The organism is Ideonella sp. FW305-24 (assembly GCF_058788035.1).
The window spans coordinates 465816-486846 of record NZ_JBYTAI010000002.1 but is presented as its reverse complement, the minus strand read 5'-3'; the positions used below and the strand labels follow the sequence as shown (position 1 = coordinate 486846).

Annotated in this window: 22 protein-coding genes; 8 read left to right on the top strand and 14 right to left on the bottom strand. The window is 65.6% G+C overall.

Annotated features, from left to right (window positions below; all coding sequences use genetic code 11):
* Positions 1–36 precede the first annotated feature (36 nt).
* Positions 37–237 carry a YodC family protein gene (locus AC3WR5_RS07845; RefSeq protein ID WP_492483287.1) on the top strand — a complete coding sequence of 67 codons (201 nt, stop codon included), beginning with the start codon at positions 37–39 and terminating at the stop codon, positions 235–237.
* Complete coding sequence (locus tag AC3WR5_RS07840; protein WP_492483285.1) at positions 237–503, top strand: DUF6953 family protein; 267 nt, start codon at positions 237–239, stop codon at positions 501–503. The genes AC3WR5_RS07845 and AC3WR5_RS07840 overlap by 1 nt, the downstream gene beginning before the upstream one ends.
* A 216-nt stretch (positions 504–719) precedes the next feature.
* On the opposite strand, the gene AC3WR5_RS07835 is transcribed toward AC3WR5_RS07840, so the two are convergent.
* The 7 genes from AC3WR5_RS07835 to AC3WR5_RS07805 form a co-directional block, all read right to left on the bottom strand.
* A complete protein-coding gene (locus AC3WR5_RS07835; RefSeq protein ID WP_492483283.1) occupies positions 720–2069 on the bottom strand; it encodes a type II toxin-antitoxin system HipA family toxin in 1350 nt (449 codons plus the stop codon).
* Positions 2070–2072: 3 nt separating this feature from the next.
* Positions 2073–2351: a helix-turn-helix domain-containing protein gene (locus AC3WR5_RS07830; protein WP_492483281.1), complete on the bottom strand. Its 279-nt coding sequence runs from the start codon at positions 2349–2351 to the stop codon at positions 2073–2075.
* Between the two features lie 237 nt (positions 2352–2588).
* Positions 2589–3992, bottom strand: a complete 1404-nt coding sequence (locus tag AC3WR5_RS07825) for a HipA domain-containing protein (protein WP_492483279.1) — start codon at positions 3990–3992, stop codon at positions 2589–2591.
* Positions 3989–4285, bottom strand: a complete 297-nt coding sequence (locus AC3WR5_RS07820; protein WP_492483277.1) for a helix-turn-helix domain-containing protein — start codon at positions 4283–4285, stop codon at positions 3989–3991. The genes AC3WR5_RS07825 and AC3WR5_RS07820 overlap by 4 nt, the downstream gene beginning before the upstream one ends.
* Positions 4286–4685: 400 nt before the next feature.
* Positions 4686–5375 carry a response regulator transcription factor gene (locus AC3WR5_RS07815; RefSeq protein WP_492483275.1) on the bottom strand — a complete coding sequence of 230 codons (690 nt, stop codon included), beginning with the start codon at positions 5373–5375 and terminating at the stop codon, positions 4686–4688.
* Between the two features lie 118 nt (positions 5376–5493).
* A complete protein-coding gene (locus tag AC3WR5_RS07810; protein ID WP_492483273.1) occupies positions 5494–6141 on the bottom strand; it encodes a response regulator in 648 nt (215 codons plus the stop codon).
* A complete protein-coding gene (locus AC3WR5_RS07805; RefSeq protein ID WP_492483271.1) occupies positions 6138–7007 on the bottom strand; it encodes a sensor histidine kinase in 870 nt (289 codons plus the stop codon). Before AC3WR5_RS07805 ends, AC3WR5_RS07810 begins: the two co-directional genes overlap by 4 nt.
* A 309-nt stretch (positions 7008–7316) precedes the next feature.
* Between AC3WR5_RS07805 and AC3WR5_RS07800 the strand changes: the two genes are divergently transcribed.
* Both AC3WR5_RS07800 and AC3WR5_RS07795 read left to right on the top strand, forming a co-directional pair.
* Positions 7317–7856, top strand: a complete 540-nt coding sequence (locus AC3WR5_RS07800) for a Dps family protein (RefSeq protein WP_141291522.1) — start codon at positions 7317–7319, stop codon at positions 7854–7856.
* A 206-nt stretch (positions 7857–8062) separates the two neighbouring features.
* Complete coding sequence (locus AC3WR5_RS07795) at positions 8063–11197, top strand: sensor histidine kinase (protein WP_492483269.1); 3135 nt, start codon at positions 8063–8065, stop codon at positions 11195–11197.
* Here AC3WR5_RS07795 and AC3WR5_RS07790 read toward each other — a convergent pair.
* A complete protein-coding gene (locus AC3WR5_RS07790; protein WP_492483267.1) occupies positions 11194–11595 on the bottom strand; it encodes a hypothetical protein in 402 nt (133 codons plus the stop codon). The two genes, AC3WR5_RS07795 and AC3WR5_RS07790, sit on opposite strands and share 4 nt — an antisense overlap.
* Positions 11596–11756: 161 nt before the next feature.
* On the opposite strand from AC3WR5_RS07790, the gene AC3WR5_RS07785 reads away from it, so the two are divergent.
* The 4 genes from AC3WR5_RS07785 (at position 11757) to AC3WR5_RS07770 (ending at position 14683) form a co-directional block, all read left to right on the top strand.
* Positions 11757–12671, top strand: a complete 915-nt coding sequence (locus AC3WR5_RS07785; protein ID WP_492483265.1) for an NUDIX hydrolase — start codon at positions 11757–11759, stop codon at positions 12669–12671.
* Positions 12672–12838: 167 nt separating this feature from the next.
* Positions 12839–13390: a cytochrome b gene (locus AC3WR5_RS07780; protein WP_492483263.1), complete on the top strand. Its 552-nt coding sequence runs from the start codon at positions 12839–12841 to the stop codon at positions 13388–13390.
* A gap of 80 nt (positions 13391–13470) precedes the next feature.
* Positions 13471–14055 (top strand): YceI family protein, encoded by a 585-nt coding sequence (locus AC3WR5_RS07775; protein WP_141286273.1) that lies wholly within the window; start codon positions 13471–13473, stop codon positions 14053–14055.
* 55 nt (positions 14056–14110) lie between these two features.
* A complete protein-coding gene (locus AC3WR5_RS07770) occupies positions 14111–14683 on the top strand; it encodes a YceI family protein (RefSeq protein ID WP_141286271.1) in 573 nt (190 codons plus the stop codon).
* A gap of 75 nt (positions 14684–14758) precedes the next feature.
* On the opposite strand, the gene AC3WR5_RS07765 is transcribed toward AC3WR5_RS07770, so the two are convergent.
* The 6 genes from AC3WR5_RS07765 to AC3WR5_RS07740 all read right to left on the bottom strand — a co-directional run bounded on the left by AC3WR5_RS07765 (position 14759) and on the right by AC3WR5_RS07740 (position 20859).
* Complete coding sequence (locus AC3WR5_RS07765; RefSeq protein ID WP_492483260.1) at positions 14759–15892, bottom strand: hypothetical protein; 1134 nt, start codon at positions 15890–15892, stop codon at positions 14759–14761.
* Positions 15893–15978: 86 nt separating this feature from the next.
* Positions 15979–16668 carry a sulfotransferase family 2 domain-containing protein gene (locus tag AC3WR5_RS07760; RefSeq protein WP_141286267.1) on the bottom strand — a complete coding sequence of 230 codons (690 nt, stop codon included), beginning with the start codon at positions 16666–16668 and terminating at the stop codon, positions 15979–15981.
* A 6-nt stretch (positions 16669–16674) separates the two neighbouring features.
* A complete protein-coding gene (locus AC3WR5_RS07755) occupies positions 16675–17565 on the bottom strand; it encodes a sulfotransferase family 2 domain-containing protein (protein ID WP_492483258.1) in 891 nt (296 codons plus the stop codon).
* Positions 17566–17589: 24 nt separating this feature from the next.
* A complete protein-coding gene (locus AC3WR5_RS07750; RefSeq protein WP_492483256.1) occupies positions 17590–18501 on the bottom strand; it encodes a sulfotransferase family protein in 912 nt (303 codons plus the stop codon).
* Between the two features lie 294 nt (positions 18502–18795).
* Complete coding sequence (locus tag AC3WR5_RS07745; RefSeq protein ID WP_492483254.1) at positions 18796–19797, bottom strand: hypothetical protein; 1002 nt, start codon at positions 19795–19797, stop codon at positions 18796–18798.
* Between the two features lie 6 nt (positions 19798–19803).
* A complete protein-coding gene (locus tag AC3WR5_RS07740; RefSeq protein ID WP_492483252.1) occupies positions 19804–20859 on the bottom strand; it encodes a hypothetical protein in 1056 nt (351 codons plus the stop codon).
* Positions 20860–21031 lie beyond the last annotated feature (172 nt).

The following is a 21031-nucleotide window of genomic DNA, read 5'->3' as shown; positions in this document are numbered from 1 at the left end:
GGAGGCCGTCTCCCGTTGCTAACTCATAGGTAAAACATGGCTCAGAGAACGGAATTTGAGATCGGCAACATCGTCAAGTTGAAGTCGGGCGGTCCCGATATGACGGTACAGCGCGAGACAATCACTAGTGCAGGCCGGTTCTATCGGTGTCAGTGGTTCGCAGGTAAGAAGCTGGAATCGGGCGACTTCCCTCCGGACTCCCTCGACGTGGTGGAGCCCGAGGCTAAGAGCGAGTGATGACACCTGACTCTGTCGCGGCTTGGATGCTTGCTCAAGTTGAGCGCGATGGGTGCCTCTACCAAGACGACGTAGTTGACTACCTCGTCAAAGCGAAGCAAGAAAGCTTGTTGACCGAAAACGCAGATGGCAATCAGGTTGTTGGTAAGGCAGTGCTAGCTGCCTTCCTCAAGCTGACTGTAGCTGACGTGGTTTGGGTCAAGCCTGATCGCTATTGGCGTTGGCGCGTTGGTGAAGATGAAGTCGGCCGAGAGGCTCGTGGCTGACCTTGTCGCGGAGGACCGAAGGACATGCCGCAGCGGCGACCGAGAGGTGCGCTGGCAGGTACTTTCAACTGGTACACTGTCCTGCATCCGCAAGATCTAAAAACCTCGCTGATTCATAGGGTTAGGCCCGCAGGGTGCCGTGTCGGTGGTTCGATTCCGCCCCAGGCCACCAAATCGCAAGCCCTTGATTCCGAACGGATCAAGGGCTTTTTGCATTCAGCCTGCGAGGCGTTTCGCGGCGTCTTGCAACCCTGCAAAGATGGCGTTGGTCACCTGGGTGTCCCATCCCTGCGGCAGCCCCGCGCCGACCTTGGCGATGACCTCCGGTGTTCGCGAGACGATCTGTTCAATCAGGTAATCAATCTCCCGCCCATCTTCCGTCAGCACACCATGCCGTTTGCCGAGCGCCAGCCAGTGCCGGCGCAGGATGTCCCGCATCTTCCAGTGCGCGTTTGTTGACCGCACGGCCATGGCCATCCTGGCCTTGAGCGGTGGGAGGTTCGATGGCCCCTTGCCCGGCACCGGGTACGCTGACAGCACGTCGTACAGCGGTGTCAGTTGGTAGCGGCCGCCGGGGCGCAGGAACAGGCTGAAGTTCTTGGCGTGGCCGTCGGTGGCGCACAGCATCCAGAAGAGCAGTTGCGCCTTGAAGAAGTCGCGGCGGTCTTGTTCGCGGGTCATCGAGCCATCGAGCACATCGAGGATGCGGTCCATGCCCGGGCCGCCGTCCGCCTCGTACTTCGCTTCGGGCGGGACGCCGGTGGCCTGGCACATGTCTTCCTGCGGCAGCCGGATGAGACGGTGCTCCCCGGAAGGATGCGTCCACCAGGCGCGGTCGAAGCGCTCGACGACCAAGGCCTTCACGTCCTCGAACTGCAGCGGGTGGCAGGTCGCAACGGGCAGCCCGAACTCGCGCAGGATCAAGGCGCACAGCCACTCGTTCTCGACCGAGTCGCGCATGTCGAGCTTCATGCCGCCGATGAGGCCCAGCGGCAGCTTGAAGATGTGCGTCGTGGGCGTGCTGCCACGCGGAAGGCACCACTGGCCGTCTCGCAGCAGCAGGGCCGTCTTCTCCTGGGCGCCGGCAATCGAGATGCGGAAGTCATCGTCATCACCGCTCCAGCCCATGGCGTTCAGGGTCGTCGTGCCGCGCAGGACCTGGGCCACTTGCGCTTCGCTCAAGGACTCGGCCTGCAGGGGCGCGGTGCCGGTGGAGCTTGTGCCCTCAGGGAGGATTTCGAGCGCACCAACGCAGTCCCGACCGATCTCGGCCAGCAACTCGAACGCCCTGGTGGATCCGGTGTTGAAGCGGCGTGCCAGCCGTTCCCGGATGTCCTTGCTGTCGGGCAGCAGGTTCTCGAAATAGGCGCGGACCTTGTCGCCACGATGCGGCGCATTGCCCGGCGTGAAAGGCAAGGACAGGGACAGCGGGCGCCCTTGCTCGGACTGGGTCCAGGCCGGGTCGTACTGGAGCGTGTCGGGCGCGTTCGGCGCCAGGCTCCAGTTGCCGACGAAGGCCCCGTTCATCCATAGGCCCAGGGTTCGGGTGTGAGAGCGGCGCCCCATGGCTTACCAGGCCGGCTTGTCGGTGGCGGCGCGCTGACCAGGTGGGGAGGGTGCCGGCGTGGGGGAGGGCTTTCCAAGAGCCAGCTCGACGCCCAGGATGTTGAGCAACTTCAGCAAGCGAGCGGCGCCCACCTTGTCGGCGTTGCGCTCCATCGCCGAGTAGGTCTGCTGGGAGACACCCAGGCGTAAGGCGACCTCGCCCTGGGTGAGGCCGGCTTCTTTTCGGAAGGCCTGCAGCAGCGAGGGCAGTTGCTCGGCGGTGCGTACGGTGAACTGGGCCATACAGTCTTTGATGCGTGAATCGAGCTTACGCGCTAAAAGCTGTATTTGCAATCTACTGCTTGTGGGCTGTTTCTGCGGATGCCTGTCCAACTGCTGGAGCCGACGGAGTTTGGCGGGCATCAGCGGCTGTCCGGTTTGCCTTCGGGGCCGGCGCTGCCAGCGTCAGTGGGGCGCAGGGGCTTTTGCTTTCCGGCGCATGCCTGACCTGCTTGAGCGGGTACAACGGGCACCAAGGCGTCACAGAAACTCTGGTTTTATCTTGGCCGACTCGGCGGCAAGCCTGGTTAAACGGGTGGCCTGTCCCACCACGAAATCTCTGAGTTGCCCTGCGAAGGCGCGCTCATCGTCGTCGATGTAGTCATCTGCCATGGCCTGTGTCGGCGCGTGCGCCATCACAAGCTTGGCCAGCCGCACGGCCTCGCGTTTGAGCAGGTTCCTGTCGAGCCCGCATCGCTTTGCAAAGTCGGCCAGCTGAAACGCACTCACCTCATTGAGCGAGAAGGCATCGCCCCAGGCCATGGCCAACTCGTGGGCGATGCCCGGGTACTGCACCACACTGACCAGGTCGTACCAAGGCGCCGGGTCCAGTCCCTCGCGGCGCACGAAGAATGAGAAGTTCTTGCCATGGGCGTCGGAGTTGCCGATGAGGAACTGGAACAAGGCCCACCTCAGCAAGGTCATGCTCGCCGCGGCCTTGTTGACGGTTTGCTCGACGCGCTCGAACAGCATTTCGAAGCTCACGCCCTCCCGGATGTTGCGCACGTGCTCGCCACTCCCCAAGTTCCGCTCGTACTTGTAGCTCTCGGGCAGGTCCGAGGCCTGGCAGGCGTCGATGATGTGCAGGCGCTTCACGGTGGGCTCGTTGGCGCCATGCGCGGCACCTTCCACGACGCCTTGAACGACAAGCCGGTCGAACCGGCGAACGACGAGTACCGGCCTTGGTGTCCGATAGATGCTGACCTCGGCGACCGGCAACCGCATGCGACTAGCCAAGGACATGCAGAAGTGTTCGTTGACGACCAGATGCGGCGTTGCCTGACGCGCAGGGTCTGGCTTGAGGATGTGGGTCGACGCCAGGGGCGGCTCGACCAGCAACAGGCGTCCTCCGTCGCTCAGCGGGCGGTCCAGGTAGACCATCAACTTGTCTTGCACGCCCGCAATCGACATGCGGACCTTGCCATCCCAAACCGCCAGCGGAATCTGGTCGCGCTCGGCGATTCGTCTGTCCAGTTCTTCGCGGGTCACTTCACGCGGCGGCTTGGCGGCGACGACGGGCGGCACTTCATCCGAGCGCCAGAAGCGGAACGCCCCGGTGGTCTCGGTCCCCAGTGCGCTGATGAGCGCGTAGATGTTCGACTTCGATACGCGGTAGGTCGTGGCCGTGATGTCGAGTGCGCGGCCTTCGGGGAGCAAGTTCTCCACAAAGCGCTTCACTGCGCCGATGGCATAGCCGTCGGCCGAGGGCTGGAAGGGCAGCGCGGGCGACAGTGGAAACGCACCCGGCGCCGCGACCCAGTCCGCGTCGTAGTCCAGTGACCACCGGTCGTTCAAGGCCTCGTAGCCGAGCGTCGCCACCTTCTGGTCATCCGCCCAGAGGGTGAGCGCATGCGGCGCAATAGGGGCGTCGGTGGCCGAGTTCATGGCTGCCCCGGAAGCTCGACTCTGGGATGCAAGACGGACTGCATCATCGGATGGTCCTTGGGGCCGAGCACGAGTGCGAGCCCCAGGCTGTCCAAGACCGCCAGCAGCTTGTCCAGTCGCACGGAACCCTTGCCGTTTTCGAGGCGGGAGAGCAGGTCGACGGAAACGCCGCTCAAGGAGGCCGCATCGTCAATGCGGAGCGACTGTGCTCGACGCCGTGCTCGGACGGCTGGGCCAAGGGTGCTCGCGTCGGTAATGTGCAGGAGCGCGGGGTCGGTGAGGCTCGAAGTCATTTCGGAATTCCCGGGATGATGGCCTCAGGTTTGCGGCCGGAGGAGGAATTTCTGGAATTCCGAAATAGTGCCACGACTCGGCTTTGGTGGCGCGGTAGTTCACTAAATTCCGAAATTCACACCGAATCTTCAGACTCTGACGGCCTCGCGCCTTAAATTCCGAAACGAGCTTGCCTGGCATGCGGCACCAACGCCAAGGCCGGATTGCAGGGGCGAGGCGCCGGCGGAACTCACGCCCATGGGGGCTCGAGGGGAAGCCGATCAACCTTCGGCCAAGGCGCGCAGGGCCACCGTGTAGCGCTTCCAGGTGACCGCATGCACCGGGGGGCTTGGCATCGAAGACCACTCCAGGTGGCCGACGGACGAAAAGGGCCGTGCGCGGCCAGCTTCAGGCTTCTCCTCAGGCCGCCATGATCCGATGTGGGGTAGCCTGTCGCGTCGGCATGAACGCCGGCACACGCCACGCGCCGGTGTCCGCCGAAGCCACCGTCGGTTCCGGCAGCAAGCCGCGGGCGATGGCGATGTTGGCGGCTTCGGTGCGGGTGCTGGCGTCGAGCTTGGCCAGGATGGCGCGCACGTGGGCTTTGACGGTGCCGGCGGCGATGGCCAGGCGGTTGCCGATGGTCTTGTTGCAGCAGCCCTGGGCCAGCAGGGTCAGCACGTCGTGTTCGCGCGAGGTGAGGGCTTCGGTGCTGAGGCTGTTGGCCAGTTCCTGAGCAGCGACCGGGCAGAGGTAGCGCCGGCCTTGGGCCGCGGCGCGCACGGCGCATTGCAGCTCGGCCAGGCTGCAGCCGCTGGCGACGTAGCCGAGCACGCCTTTCTCCATCGCCCGCTGGATCTCGAATTCGCGCGGCTTGCCGGACATGGCGACGATGCCGGCGCGGTGGGGGTTGTCGAGCAGCATGGCGGCCTGGTGGTCGCAGACGATGACGCGCGCGCCGCGGCCTTGTTCGACCGTCGAGGAGGGCGCGGTGTCCACCGACACCTCGAATTCCGGCACCTGGCCCAGCGCGGACATCAGGCCCATCGCGAGGATGGGTTCGGTGTGCTTGACGATGACACGTTGGGCGAGGGCGGCGAATTGGGGCATGGCTTTTTCCTGAACAGTGATGAGATGTCTGAGTCCTTGATCAGGATCGTAGGGACTGTGTCGTCTCAAGGCTGTACACAAAAAGAGGTAGCGGTGCTCCCAAGGTGCGCAGGCGGGGTCAGGTATCCAGGTCGATGATGCCGCGGCGCAGCGCGATCATCACGGCCTGCACCCTGTCCTTGGCCTCGAGCTTGGCCAGGATGTTTTTCATGTGGACCTTGATGGTGCCTTCGGTGATGCCCATCTCGGCCGCGGCGAGCTTGTTGCGGCCGCTGTTGGCGACCATGCGCAGCACTTCGATCTCGCGTGGCGAGAGCGCTTGCTGGCCGGCGTGTGCACCGATGGCGGCGGCCATCGCCGGCGGGATGAAGTCCTGGCCCTGGTGTGCGGCGCGGATCGCGCTCAGCATCTCGCTGCGGATCATCGTCTTGAGCAGGTAGCCCTTTGCACCTGCGCGCAGCGCCCGCACTGCCTGCGCATCGCCGCCATAGGTGGTCAGCACGACGATGCGGGCGTCCGGCGCCTCGGCTCGGATCGCGGTGATGGCCTCGATGCCGTCCATGCCGGGCATCTGCAGGTCCATCAGCGTGACGTCGGGCCGGTGCTGGCGGAAGGCGTCCACCGCGGCGTGGCCGTCGTCGGCCTGGGCGATCACGGTCATGTCGTCCTCGGCGTCCACCAGGCCGACGATGCCGGCGCGCACGACCATGTGGTCATCGGCCACCAGCAGGCGGATGGGCGCGGCGGGCTGCGGTGCAGGGTTCATGGACTGTCTTTCTGGTGGTTGCTGGCGCTGTGCGCGGCGAGCCGTTTGCGCAGCCGCTGCAGCGGCGCCGCCAGCCAGCGCGGGAGGGTGTGGCGGAAGACGCGCTGCGGTCGCAGTTGCAGGCAGACCTCGGTGCCACCCGTCTCGCGGCGGCGGATGAGCAACTGGCCGTGGATGCGCGCCGCGCGTTCCGTCATGCGGATGATGCCGCAGTGGCCGAGCCGGGCGGGGCCGGCCAGTGCGAGTTCGTCGATGCCGCGGCCATCGTCGCGCACCTCGAACACCAGTGAATGTCGCTGGTGGCGAACTTCAAGCTCGACTCTGCCTGCGCGCGCATGCCGGCAGGCATTGGCCAGGGCCTCGCGGGCGATGTAGAAGACCTCGCGGCGCATGGCCGGGCGCAGCAGCGGCAGGCGTGGGTCGCCGTGGAAGCTGAACTGCACGCCGTGGCGCAGCGCGAGGTCCGCGCCCAGGCGCACCAGGGCCTGGACCAGGTCCGGCTCGTCGGCGCCGAGGTCGCCCAGCTCGGGCAGCCGTTCGCGTGCGCCGGCAATGATGGCGTCGGCGTCGTCGAGCAAAGCCTCCAGCTGGCGGCGCGGGGCCTCGGCCGGCGGCAGGCGGCTGGCGATGACCTGCAGGTTCAGCACCAGGCCCTGCGTGCTCTGCAACAGGTCGTCGTAAAGCGCCAGGGCGACCCGGTCGCGCTCGCGCAGCCTGTCCTCGGTGCGGGCGCGCCTGCGCCGGTTCCGCTGCCGGACGTGCCAGGCCCAGGCCAGGCCGACCACGGCCAGCACCACGGCGCTCCATGCCAGCAGTTGCACGCTGGCCGGCGCATCGCGGGGGCCGGACAAGGGCGCAGTCTGCATGGCAGAACCAAAGGCCTGGCCAGGCAGCAGGGCGCAAGCGACCAGGCGCTGGGAAAGCCGTGGTCGGGGCGATCGGGATCGGCTCGCCGGACCGTGTCTTTCTTGGGGCATGGAAATGGAGGTCGCAGGATGTGGCCACTGTAGGCAGCCGTGCCGGAAAAGCGATATCCAAAAAGAGGTAGGGCCGTGAGGCCCTGGCCAGATGGCAGAGGCCGCGCTGTCCCGGATGGGTGAACGGGGCTCGGCTGCCCGCCCGATGCCGCCGCGGCGCGCCGGCCCTCCAATGGGCTTCTCGCAGAAAGGATCCACATGTCCCACCCCCTCACGCCCGAAACCGCACCAGTGTCCCAAGCCTTTGGCAGCCTCGCAGACGTGCGCATCGGCCTGTCGGCCGACGTGCGCCATGCCAGCGTGGCCGCGCTCAACCGCCTGCTGGCGCACACCATGGCGCTGCGCGACCTGTACAAGAAGTCGCACTGGCAGACCGCCGGCCTGGTCTTCTTCGAACTGCACCAGCTGTTCGACAAGCACTACGAAGAGCAGGTCGTGCTGATGGACGCACTCGCCGAGCGCGTGCAGACCCTGGGCGGCGTGGCGCATGCGCTGGCCGGAGATGTGGTCAGCGAGTCGCGCCTGTCGCGTGCGCCGCGTGGCATCGAGACCGCGCACCACCAGCTCGAACGGCTGCTGGATGCGCACGAGTTCGTGCTCGGCGAGGCTCGGCCGCTGGCGCGCGCAGCGGCCGAGCTGGGCGATGACGGCACCAACGACCTGATCGTCAGCCAGTTGATCCGGCTGCACGAGCTGCAGAGCTGGTTCGTCTGGCGCCACATCTCGCGGCCGGCCTGAGTTGCGCGGCTTCCCCGGCGAAGAGCACGGTCGCCGGGGCGCAACAGTGACAGCCGAAGGGAGGGGTTGAGCCTCTCCCAATTGGGTGATGTGGGCCTGCTGCAGGTGGGGGGCGCGACGCTGGCGGCGCGTGTGTGTGACTATGCTGCCGGCTGCCTCCCGTGGCCCTGGCCGCGGACCGTCACCCTGCCGTTGCCGCGCCTCCCATGTTGTTGGTCTTGCTGCGGTCGCCCGGCCGCCGTGCGACTGCCCGATTTGCGCTGTTGTGCCTGGCTTGGCTGCTCGCCTGTGTGGCCTGCGTCGCGCAGGCACAGCCGGCAGACACTGCCGGTTTCGACGACCTCGGCCACACGATGTACACGCCGCGGCAGGGTGCGCCGGGCAACGTCAATGCGCTGGCCCAGACACCCGACGGTTTCCTCTGGCTGGGCACCTCCGAAGGCCTGTTCCGCTTCGACGGCCAGCGCTTCCTGCCGTACCGCGCGCCCGGTGGCCAGGCGCTGCCGGACGCCGACGTGATGAACCTGCTGGCCCTGCCTTCGGGCGAACTGTGGGCTGGCACACGCTTCGGCCACGTCTATGCCATTCGCAATGGCCAACTGAAGCAATACGGCCCGGCCTCCGGGCTGCCTGCGCACTCGATCTTCGGCCTCGCCGCGGACCCACGCGGCCGCATCTGGGCCGCCACCAGCTTTGGCGTGTTCTACCTGGACGGTGAACGCTGGCACGAAGTGAAGGCGGCCAACGGCGCGACCTTGCAGGTGCTGGGCTTCCGTGCCTTCCTGGCTGATGGCGAGGGCCGGCTCTGGGCCGTGGCCTCGGAGGCCGGGGTGTTTTCCCTCGAACCCGGCGCCAACGCCTTCGTCAAGCGGCGAGCGGCCAGCGAAGTCAGCGGCAACCTGCTGCTGGACAAGACCGGCGCCGCATGGATTGCCGACGACATGGGCCTGGCCGCGCTGAGCGGCCCACCACGCGGCATTGCGCAGCGCTCGCTGGCGCGCCTGGGCAGTGGCCGGCAGGCGACCTCGGTGCTGCGCTTCCTGGATGGCGACAGCGTGCTCTGGGGCCACAGCGACGGCCGCCTGCTGCGCCTGCCATGCGCGGCCTGCGCGGGCGACGGCACGCCGGGCCCGCTGGCGCTGCAGCGCTGGCCGCGCGACCGCGAGCTGAGCGGCAGCCAGTTCCTCAGCTTCTTCGAGGACCGCGAAGGCAACCTATGGATCGGCACCAATGGCGGGCTGGACCGCTTCCGCCCGCACAAGTTCAAGCGCGCGCTGGCCGATGGCATGCCGCTGGCGGACGTGGCCATCGCGACCGGTCCGGATGGCCGCCTGATGGCCGGCACGCACGCCTCGGGCCTGTTCAGCACTGGCGCGGCGGGCACCCTCCGCGAGCCGTTTGGCAAGGCCGACGACAACTTCATCACCAGCCTCTACCGCGCCCGCGACGGCACGCTGTGGGTGGGCGGCGACGGCGAGTTGCACCGCAGCGGCCTGCATGGCTACGAGCGCGAGCCCTTCCTGGCCGCGGGTGAGAACTACGAAGTCCAGGCCATGGCCGAGGACCGCGATGGTGGCTTCTGGGTCTCGGCCGCGCTGAGCGGGCTGTACCGCCGGAAGGACGGTCGATGGCTGCGCAATGGCGGGCTGGCCGGGCTGCCGGACCAGCCGCCGCTGTCGCTGGCGTCCGACGAAGGGCAGGGCCTGTGGCTGGGCTATCCCGGCAGCGAGGTGGCGCAGCTGCAGGGCGGCCGCGTGCGGCGCTGGGGCGCGGCCGACGGTCTGGCGGTCGGCAACGTGCTGGCCTTTTTGCAGGATGGACCGCGCACCTGGGTGGCCGGCGCAACCGGCCTGGCGCTGTACCAGGCAGGGCGTTTCCGCATGGTCACCAGCGCCAGCGGCGAGCCCATTGCGGGCGTCTCGGGCCTGGTGCACAGCGCCGATGGTGAGCTGTGGCTGAACGCTGCTTCGGGTGTGATGCGCGTGTCGGCTGACGCACTGAGGCGTGTGGCCGCGGGCGGCGGCAGTGTTGCGCTGGAAGCCGAGACCTTCGGCGCGCATGCCGGCGTCGAAGGTCTGCCGGAGAACCTGCGGCCCATGCCCACGGCCGCCGAAACGCCGGACGGCCGACTCTGGTTTGCGACCACCAGCGGGCTGTTCTGGATCGAGCCGCGCCACATCCCGCGCAACCGCGTGGCGCCGCAGGTGCATGTGCTGGCGCTGGCGGCCGACGGCCAGGCGCAGGCGCAGGCGCAGGCGCTGCAAGCCAAGCTGTCCCTGGCCGCCGGTACGCACACGCTGCAGATCGACTACACGGCCACCAGCCTCAGCGTGCCCGAGCTGGTGCGCTTCCGCTACCGGCTCGACGGTGTGGACGCCGACTGGCAGGTCGCCGGTGCGAGGCGCCAGGCCTTCTACACCAACCTGCAGCCCGGCCGCTACCAGTTCCACGTGGCCGCGACCAACGAGGACGGCGTGCCGGCTGCGACGGATGCCACCGTCAGCTTCGAGATCCCGCCCAGCTTCTGGCAGACCGGTTGGTTCATGGCGCTGTGTGCACTGGCCGTGGCACTGATGGCATGGAGCCTGTACCGCCTGCGGCTGGGCACGCTGACGCGCCGGGTCCACATGCGTTTCGAGGAGCGGTTGCGCGAGCGCGAGCGCATTGCCCGCGAGCTGCACGACACCTTGCTGCAAGGCACGCAAGGCCTGGTGCTGAGCTTCCAGCTCGCGGCCGGCAAGCTGCCGCGCACCGACCCGCGGCGCCAGGAGATGGAAACCATCCTGGACCGCGCCGACCTTGTCGTTGCCGAGGCGCGCGACCGGGTGTACGACCTGCGCAACCCGGACCCGTCCGAACAGGACCTGGTGTGCGCGCTGACGGCCGTTGGCGAAGACCTGGCGGCGGCCAGTGCGGCCAGCGCCGTGCGCTTCGAGGTGCAGGCCGACGAGGCCTTGCCGGCGCTGCGCCCCGAGATGCTGGGCGAGGCTTTCATGGCGGGCCGAGAGGCGCTTACCAATGCCTTCCGCCATGCCCAGGCCAGGACGGTGCAGCTTGAGCTGCGCCACGACCTGCGCCACCTCCACCTGCGCGTGCGTGACGACGGCAAAGGCCTGGACGCCGACACGCTCGGCCGCGGCAGCCGGCCCGGCCATTGGGGCCTGGTCGGCATGCGCGAGCGGGCCGAGAAATCCGGCGGGCGTTTGCACATCCGCAGCGAGGCCGGGCAGGGCACCGAGGTCTGGTTGTGCTGGCCGTGCAAGGCGGCTTTCGAGCGACCGGCGGGTTGGTGGGCGGGCCTGCGGCAGCGTTTGAATCAGCGCCAGGTCGAGCGGGTTTAGTCCTGGACCTTCAAGGCCGCCAGTGCGGCGGCATGTGCGTGGGCGAGGTCCGGCGATGCATCGAAATACATGGCGTAGCGGGTTGCGAAAGCGTCGCTGCTGTCGCGGTCCAGTCGCAGCAGTGCACGTGCACGCTCGGCCACGGCCTGCGGCGTCAGCGCGGCGTCGCCGTCGGCATCCATCGCCTCGTCCAACATCACGATCAAGCGGCTCAGCGGTTCCAGCCAGCGCATCTCGTCGGCATAGGCCATCACCTGCAGGAACTCGCCGGCGGACTGCCGGCCGTGGCGCTTTTCGTAGGCAATGCGCTCTTGCTCGACCAGCGTGCGGTGCAGGTGCAGCAAGGCCTTGCGCAACGCGGCGCAGGCCTGGGGCGATGGGGGCGAGGCAGTGGTCACGGTCGGGCTCCGGTGGGCTGTGGGGTGGGGCAAATGGACGGGGCGGCGGGGCGACTCTGACACAGGCCGTGCCTGTCGCGCCACTCCCATTCGGATTGGGCCAGGCGGGAGCCGGATGGCGACGCCGGTTGCCAGGCAAGGCAGTCTAAGATCGCCGCCACATGCCCGAGCACCTCGCCCCTGCCGCTGCCCGTTTGTGGCCTGCCGACTGGACCTGCATCGCCCAAGCGCGTGCCCGGACAGGCCGGCCGCGGGTGCCGTTGTGGGTGGATGGCGTGGTGGCCGGCTCGGTCGCGCAAGCGGACCTCGCCGCGCTCGCTGCCTGGCCGCAGTGGCTGCGCGTGGACGCGCAAGGCGTGGCGCTGACCGCACCGGCCGAAGCGCTCAGCGTGGTGCTGGCCGAGGTCAACCATGCCCTGCGGGCGCAAGGCCTGATCCGCGCCTGGCGCGACGAGCCGTATCCGCTGCTCGACGACGAGGACAGGCTTTGCGCGACCATCGAACGTGCTTCGGCGCGCTTCTGGGGCACGCGGACCTTTGGTGCGCATTGCAATGGTTTCGTGGCCGATGCCACCGGCCGGCCGGCGCAGCTGTGGATCGCCCGCCGCTCTTTCGACAAGGCCACCGACCCCGGCATGTTGGACAACCTGATCGGCGGCGGCGTGCCGCTGGGCCAGACGCCACGCGAGGCCTTGCTGCGCGAAGCTTGGGAAGAAGCAGGCTTGTTGCCGGCGCAGATGGCGGTGCTGCGCCCTGGTCGGGTGCTGGCGCTGGACTGCGACCTGCCCGAGGGCCGGCAGGTCGAATGGCTGCATGTCTACGATCTTGCAATGCCGCGCGGCCTGCAGCCGCAGAACCAGGACGGCGAGGTGGCCGAGTTCAGTCTGATCCCGTTGGCCGAGGCCCTGGCCCGGGCCGCAAATGGCGAGATGACGGTGGACGCGGCCTTGTGCACGCTGGACTTCGCGCTGCGCCACCGCTTGCTGCCTGCGGATCAGGCCGAGCGGCTGGCGGAGCCACTGGGCACCTTGCTGGTTGCGCCCGAACATGCGGCGCGGTTCGATCCGCCCGTCTGAAAACCAGGCTTTGAGAAGGCTGGCGATGAAGTTGGTAACGAATCGTCATTCAGAAAAACTGAAGTGCTGCCTTCAATCGGCCTGAACCGCGCCGTGGCTCGCGCTGCGGACACTGCAGTCCTTGCATCACCCCACATGGCCCGCACCGGGCCGACAGAGAGAGCAACATGACCCGGTCATCATTCAATCAGTCAGAACGCTACAGCGGTGTGGCCATCGGCCTTCACTGGCTGCTGGCACTGTTGATTCTTGGCGTGTTCGGCGTGGGTTTCTACATGGCCGACCTGCCGTTCTCCATGACCCGGCTGAAGCTGTTCAACTGGCACAAGTGGGCCGGCACGACCATCCTCGCGCTGTCCATCCTGCGCCTGCTGTGGCGCGCCACGCACCGGCCGCCCGCCGACCTGCCGGCGCCCCAGTGGCAGCTGACGGTGGCGCACCTGACCCACTGGCTGATGTATGCGCTGTTCTTCGCGGTGCCGCTGGTCGGCTGGGCCTACAGCTCGGCGGCGGGTTTCCCCATCGTCTGGTTCGGCGTGCTGCAGCTGCCGGATTTCGTGCCCAAGGACAAGGCGCTGGCCGAGATGATCCAGCCCTGGCATGGCGCGCTGGCCTGGGCGCTGATCGTGCTGGCCGGGCTGCACATTGCCGCCGCGCTGAAGCACCAGTTCATCGACCGCGACGGGTTGATCAATCGCATGCGCCCCGGCCGCGGCTGAAAGCCCTCATGCCAACCAAGACTCTCTGTTGCGCCGTCCAATCGCGGCACTTCGCAAGACTCCGGACATCACCAAGCATCATGAACACCGCCTCCGTCTCCTCCAAGTTCTTCAAGACCCTGGCTGCCGGCCTGCTCGTGCTGGGCGCTGGCGCCGCGCTGGCCGACCAGAAGATCGTCCCGGCCCAGAGCGACATCAGCTTCACCTCGCGCCAGATGGGCGTGCCGGTGGACGGCAAGTTCAAGAAGTGGGACGCGCAGATCGCCTTTGATCCGAAGAAGCCCGAGACCGGCAAGGTCAGTTTCACGATCGACACCGGCAGCGCCACTTTCGGCGCCGCCGAGACCGATGCCGAAGTGCCCAAGGCTGCTTGGTTCAACGTGCCCAAGTTCCCGCAAGCCACATTCCAGTCCAGCGCCATCAAGGCCGCCGGCCCGGGCAAGGTCGAGGTCACCGGCAAGCTGAGCATCAAGGGTGCCGTGCATGACGTCGTCGTGCCCGTCACCCTGACCCAGGCCGGCGCCACCACCACGGCCGCCGGCAGTTTCACCATCAAGCGCCTGGACTTCAAGATCGGCGAAGGCGAATGGGCGGACACGTCCATGGTCGCCAACGACGTGGTCGTGAAGTTCAAGCTGGCGGTCACCGGCGTTGCGCCGTTGTGAGCCTGGCGCCCGCCACCATCCTTTTCCCTCACCTGTCATCCCACGGAGTTTCCGAATGAAAACCGCCCTGATCGCTGCCGCCATCGCCCTGCTGGCCTCCACCGCTGCCCAAGCCGAATCGGCCACCTACGCGATCGACCCCGCGCACACCTACGCAACCTTCGAGATCACCCACTTCGGCACCTCGACCAACCGCGCCCGCTTCGACAAGAAGGAGGGCTCGGTCACGCTGGACAAGGCAGCCAAGACCGGCAAGGTCGACCTGACCATCGACATGAGCTCGGTCAACTCCGGCTTCGAGGCCTTCAACAAGCACCTGAAGAGCGCCGAGATCTTCAACGCCGAAGCCTTCCCGACCGCCAAGTTCGTCGGCGACAAGTTCACCTTCGCTGGTGACAAGGTCACCGAAATCGGCGGCTCGCTGACGCTGCTGGGCAAGACCAACCCGGTCACGCTGAAGGCCACCAACTTCAACTGCTACGTCAACCCGATGAACAAGCGCGAAGTGTGCGGCGGTGACTTCGAGACCACGGTCACCCGCAGCCAGTTCGGCGTCAACTACGGCCTGAACTACGGCTTCCCCGACGCTGTTCGCGTCGTGATCCAGGTCGAAGCCGTCAAGCAGTGAGCTTGAAGCGGCCTGGCCGCTGGACATGAAAAAGGCCGGCAGTGATGCCGGCCTTTTTCGTCGACGGGGGCGAGTTCAGGCCTTGGGCGTGGCGCGTGCGGCAGCAAGGCGGTTGGCGCGAGCCGTCTTGGCCGCGGGTTGGCCACCGGCGGCACCCGCCCTGGCAGCCTTGCTGCGCAGGCCGGCCAGCCAGATGTCCATTGCTGCGACCACCTGCTCGTGGGTGGGCGAGTCGGGCAAGGCATCACCCAGCGTGCGTTGCAGCCAGTTCAGCGCGCGCGGCGTGAGCTGCAGCAGGTCGGCTTCGGTGCGCAGCGCGCCTGGCCGTTCGGGCGGCAGTGCCGAGATCGAGCTGCCCAGACGCTCTTCCATCCAGGCCATGTCGGCCGCGGTGAGTTCCAGGTAGGGTTTCAGCACCGAGGGCGCCAGGCGCATCTTGTCGCCCTCGATGTCTCGCAACTGCCGTGTCAGCAGGCGAACGTCCAGCTTGTCCTGCGGGCTCAGCTTGCCCTGCTTGGCCAGTCGGCGATACAGGTAGAGCAAGGCCAGACCATCGACCGACACGCCCTCGTTGTCGATGATGACCCGCGAGGCGTCGAACGGAATGGCCAGGCGGTGGCAGAAGTCCAGCACCACGTCCTTGCCCGGAAATTCTGCCGGATTGAACGGCCACAGCACCACGTTTTCGCGGTCAAAGGCACGGTCGAAGCGCAGGAACTTGGCTTGGTACTTCGGCAGCACGTTGCGCAGGTTGTTGAAGTTGGCCGGCGAGCCGGTCTTCAGGCGCTGCTGGAAAGCGCTTTCGATCCAGCTGGCCGCGCCGCGCACATAGGCAAGGACCTTGATCTGGTCGACATGCCGAGACAGCGCCTTGCGCAGCTCCTGCAGCTGAGGCAACGTCAGGTTGTGCAGTCGCTCGCCTGACAGGATGAACACCTCGTGCTGGTCATCGAAGCTGCTGTGCAGTTGAGCCAGCAAACGGTTCCTGTTGGCGAGCCCCTGCTCGGGCGTCCAGCCGGTCCGCAGTTCCTGCTCACGCTGGGTGACTTCACCGGCAAAGATCTCCAGCAAGGCGGCACTGCAGTTGACCTGCTTGTCCAGCACGATGTACTTGAACTTGTCACCCAGCGAAGTCGCCCGGCCCAGCGAGGCCTGGATCGACATCGTGCCGGTCTTGGGCATGCCAATGTGAAGGTAGCAGGTGCGCATGAAAAAAGGCAGCGTGCAGAGAGGGCCGGGCCGCAGCTGGGCGCTGCGGCAGAAATGGCGGCGGCAGCGTGTTCGCTGCCGGTGGCTCAGTTGGGGTCGAACCCGTAACCGAAGCGTTCGATCACCGGCGCATACAGCTTTTGCACCAACGCCACCGTTGCATCGTCATAGTAGCTTCGGTAGTCGCGCTTCTGGCCGCCGTCGAGTCTTTGCGCAGTGACGTTGTGCTCGGCCACCGGGATGTCCTCCGTGATGCCGAGTCGCGCCAATGCCTCTTGAAAGCCCTGGGTCAGGGCCTCGAAGCGGATCACATGATCGACGCTGTCGACGAAGACCATCGGCCCCATGACGGGCTTGTCCGCCGCCAGGTATTGTTCGTGTGCTTGGCGCACCCATTCTGGGAACGCCAGCTCGGCTGCAAGACCGACAACCTCGCGGGCACGGGTGTTCTTGCGGATGTGGCCCGAAATCTTGCTGGCTTCGGTGTGCCGGCCGCGCAGTTTCTCGTAACGGCTGACCAGCAGGTCGAACGGATTGCGTACGCCGCAAAACTTGAAGGCCTGCTGCACTTGCGACTCGGTCAGCAGCTTGTGGTGGATCAGCATCTTGGTCGTCGTGTGATGCTTGCTCAACACGATCTTGCCGTTGCGCAAGATGCCTTGCGAGGGGATTTGTTGACCGTCGAGCTTCTCCAGCAAGGTCTTGGCGATGGCCTTGCTGCCGGTTTGCGGGCTGGCGAGAAAAAGGTAGTTGCGCTTGGCTGAGTAGACGGCCATGACTCATCAAACCACAGACGCGGCGATGGGGGCAGCAATTTCGGTGGACGTGCCGATGGGCAATTGCGCGGATTGCAGGGCAGCAGCCGCTTCCTGCTGCACGGCAGACTTGCGGTCAACGTGGCGTTGCAGGGGCGCAGGCAGGGTGTAGCCGAAGATCCGGAAATCCCGCAGGCAGTGGCGCTTGATCATGGCCCAGGCCAGCGACGAGAGGTCGTCCTCATGCCAGCCGCGGCGCGGCGCGGCGGCCTTGATCGGTTGCGGGGCCGCTTCCTGGCCCGTGCCCAGGCTCTTGTTCTGGACACCGATGGGCGCCGTGATGCCCATGCGGTTCTGAACCTTTTGCCAGTCCTTGTCGATGCGCTCGACATGGCCCACGAACTTGACCAGGCGCTGGCCGTGCTCGTCGCACAGGCTCTGCCATTGCGGTTTGGCGCCGTCGTCCTGCCAACAGCGAGGATCGCGCAGGAAGGCGTCGAAATTCTTGCTGGCAAAGGCGGCCTGCGCGGCCTTGAAGCAATACGGCGGACGGTCTGGCAACGCGCCGTTGAGTGCGTAGGCCTCGGCCTCGGTCAGGGTCATCGGCTTGCGTTCAAGCTGGCCCAGCGCATAGGTGTAGAGCGAATACAAGCGATCGATCGGATGGCGGACGAAGCCGAAGGTGTAGAAGTTCTTCCAGCGCTCGGCACCGATCAGCGCGCGCGCTGCTGCCGCGCCCGAGTGCTTGTGAAGCCCCACCATTTCCCCAAGCAGCTTCTTGTGCTTTTCCCCTTCCGAGGTGGAGCCAATGATCAGGTCATTGGCTGCCAACAGCGGCGCCAGGGCTACCTCGATGCTGGTGCCCGCACACTTGTGGACGTGGACAAAGACGAAACGGCGATTCAGGGAGAGGATCATGGCGCAAACAGCTCACATAGCGCGTTAACCGCCTCCTGCAATTATCGCGCCAGGGGCGGCAATCCCGGTGCTTGTGCCAGGTGTGTCCCACAGCGGCATCTGTTTTGCCATCTGCTGCCGAATCATGGCCTGCGTTTGTGCATCGACAAATTGATCGCTTTCTGAAGCCCGCTTGGAGATGGGCCTGGAGAGCATTTCGTCCACCTTGCGGTCCGGTACCTCCTGGGGCTTCAGGACTGCGTCCACAAAAGGCAGGCCGGCGAACTCGCAAAGCCGCCGCATGGCGATTTCCGGATCGTTGGTGATCCAGGCATAGGGTGCCACAAACACTTGTTCGGGCCAGCGCTGCCGGGCGGCACTGATGTGTTCGGACACGGTGTGGAAATGGGCCAGCAATTGTTCGGCCGTTCGGTCCAGCCAGCCCCACTCATCGCGCGAGCGGCCGAGGGACTGTTCCTTTTTCAGGCGCTTGCGATAGCTGGCCACGACGTCCACCGGGTCGCGCGTGCAGACAATCACCCGAGCTCTCGGGAAGATCTCCAGCATCCGGGCCAGCCTTCTGACGTGGGAAGGCGTCTTTTCGAGCGGCTGCCGCCCCGGGTAGACCTGGTGGGCGCAGTACCAGAAGAAGGCCCGGATGATGTCCGCCTCGGACAACTCCGCGTTGCCCACGCGCAAACCGGCGCACAGTTCGCGGAAGCGCTTGGCATGTTCATCGCCCTGGAGATAGGCTTTGGTCATCGCCGGTGCACGCACTTCCAGTGCCGAGCGCGGATTCGCGAAGATGAAGGTCTCGTAGACATCCTTCACCGGAAACAGCTGCGGATGACGCGAAAACGACACCTGCAAGATCGAAGTGCCCGAGCGCTCCAGCCCGCAAATAAAAACCGGCTGCGCATGAACAGCCCAGGCGCGGATGTCCTGCAAAGTCCTCATTCCTACGTCCCTTGATTCACACGATGTGCGTCGCGCTCTCACCTTCTGACCGGTGGTGGCTTCGCAGCAAGTCTGGCGCAGCGGGTGCCTGGTACCCGGCCACGCGCAGGCGTTAACGTTAAAAGTGTCAGCTTATCAGTCCTTGAACAAAGGACAAAACGGGGCTTGACACGATTTCGTGGCATATGGCAGCAATTTGGCTGGCCATACCACAGCTTGTGATTTTGAACCGCACCGGGGTGACAGGCGGCTGCATGGAGCACCGCAGCGGGAAATGCTGCTTGGCAGCAGCGCTCAGTGCTTGCCGTTCAGGTAGCTCAAATCACCCAGCGTGATCATGCGCATCGCCCTGGCGATGTCGTAGTCGCGCGCCGCGGCGGTGTCGAGGATCAGGTCGTAATCTTCCCGCAGGGTGGCGAAATCGGGAAAAAGCGAGCCCGCCATGGCGCCGCTGCGCTCTGGAATCTCGACGCCATATCGGTCCAGCAAGACCTTGCGATCTCCCTTGTACATGCCCGCCACATAGGCCACCAGCGGGGCATCGACCTGCATCGCGCCGAGAAATTCCGGCTTGAGCTTGGCCAGTTCGGTGGTCTCGTTGACCATGTTGGAGGCCGTGGCCTTGTCCAGCAGATTGTTCAGCAGGCGCTTGATGAACAGCAGATTGCCGGTGACGGACGGGTTGTTTTCATAACGCTTGCGCTGGAAGCGTTCGAGATCGCCCGGCACGCCGACGATTCGCACGAAATCCAGCAATACATCACCACCGGTGAGGGCCTTTCGGTCATAGAGGCGCAAGAACATGTTCTCGCGACCCATGGACTCGGTCCAGGCGTCGGCCAGCGTGTGCAGCGGCTTTCGCGTCAAGTGGCAAAACGTATCAAAGCTGCATGACAAGTGCGAGGCCTGCACATTCTGTTGGTACCAGCTTGCCAGGTAGCTCAGGTGTTCGCGCACATAGAACACCACTTTGACCTGATGACCCGCAAACAGGCGTTTGAGGATGCGCGCTCCCCGCGCGCCATGGGTATGCAGGTCCTCGGAAGAAATGACCACCTTGCTGGCGCCTGCGATCTCCTTGCGCATCGCCAGCACCATGGGCGATTGCTCGAAGTTCCGGTCCGGCTCAGGTGTGCCCAGCCAATAAGACAGCGCGTGATGGGCGGCGCCATCCAGGCCTGCGCGCGGATAGCAGATGCCCTCCTGCGCCATGGCCTCGATGTTGAGGAAGAAGAAATCCTGGATCGACGAGGTGCCGGTCTTGTTCAGGCCAATGTGCAAATAAACGTCAGCCATGGGGACTCAGGATAGGGACATCGGATTGGGTGCGTGCAGGCTGCCGGGATGGCTGAGTCCTGGCACATGCATGGGCGCCTTCAGCGCCACACCCTTGGACAGCACCCTGGCGGCCGTGGCAAAGCCGAAACCGCGAACCTCCGCGGTATGCATGATCAAGGCCCAGTCTTCGGCGAAAGCGTCCAGGTCCGGGGTGGCATGGCCTGCGCGCACGCCGCTGAGTTCGGGAATCTTTGCACCGTATTTGTGCGCCAGGATCCGGCGGTCCTGCTTGTAGCTCTGCACCACCGCGTCGACCACATCGCCTGCGACCAGCATGTGGCCAGAAAAAGTGGGCTTCAGCTTGGACAGCGCCGACACCTCGTGGACATACGAGGCCGCCTGCGACTTGTCGCAGAAGTTGTTGATCAGGCGCTTGGCAAACAGCAGGTTGCCGGAGACCGACGGATTGCTTTCATACGGCTTTCTCTTCAATTTCGCGACGTCCAGCCGTGGATTGACTTGTTCGAGAAAGTCCTGGACGATGTCACCGCCCAGCAATTGCGCACGGTCATAGACACGCACCGAAACATGCTGCTTTCCAAAAACCGCGGCCCAACGGTCGACGATGGCGTGCAAGGGTTTTTTGTTGAAATAGCAGAAGGTGTCAAAGGCGCATGACAGATGAGTGCCCTGCACGTTCTGCTGATACCAGCTCGCCAGGTAATTCAAATGCTCGCGCAGGTACACAACGACCTTCACGCGATGATCCTTCAGGATCTCCTTCATCATTTCCACGCCACGGTCCGTCAAGGTATGGAAATCTTCTGACGACAGCACGGTGATTCTGGTGCCCTCGATTTCCTTGCGAAGCGACTTCACCATTTCGCTCTCAAGCGCCGCCGGATCGTCCTTGTTGACCTTGATCCAGCGTGACAGCGCGTGATGGGCCGTGCCATCGCGGCCGGTGGTCGGATAGCACATGCCATGACGCAGCAGCTTGGCCGCATTCATGTTCATGAAATCCTGAATCGACGAGGTGCCCGTCTTGTTCAGGCCGATGTGCAAAATGATGTCGGACATGGAGAATTCAGCTGCAACAAGAGATTGACACGCGGACCGCCGGCAGGGGCCACATGGTGACTATACGTGAGCGAGCCGCGGGTCGGCGTGTGGCTTCCCCTGCGGCAGGCATGTGCTGGCCGCTGCAGGCAGGTTCCGTGAAAAACGCGCGCTTGCGAACAGAACAGGACAG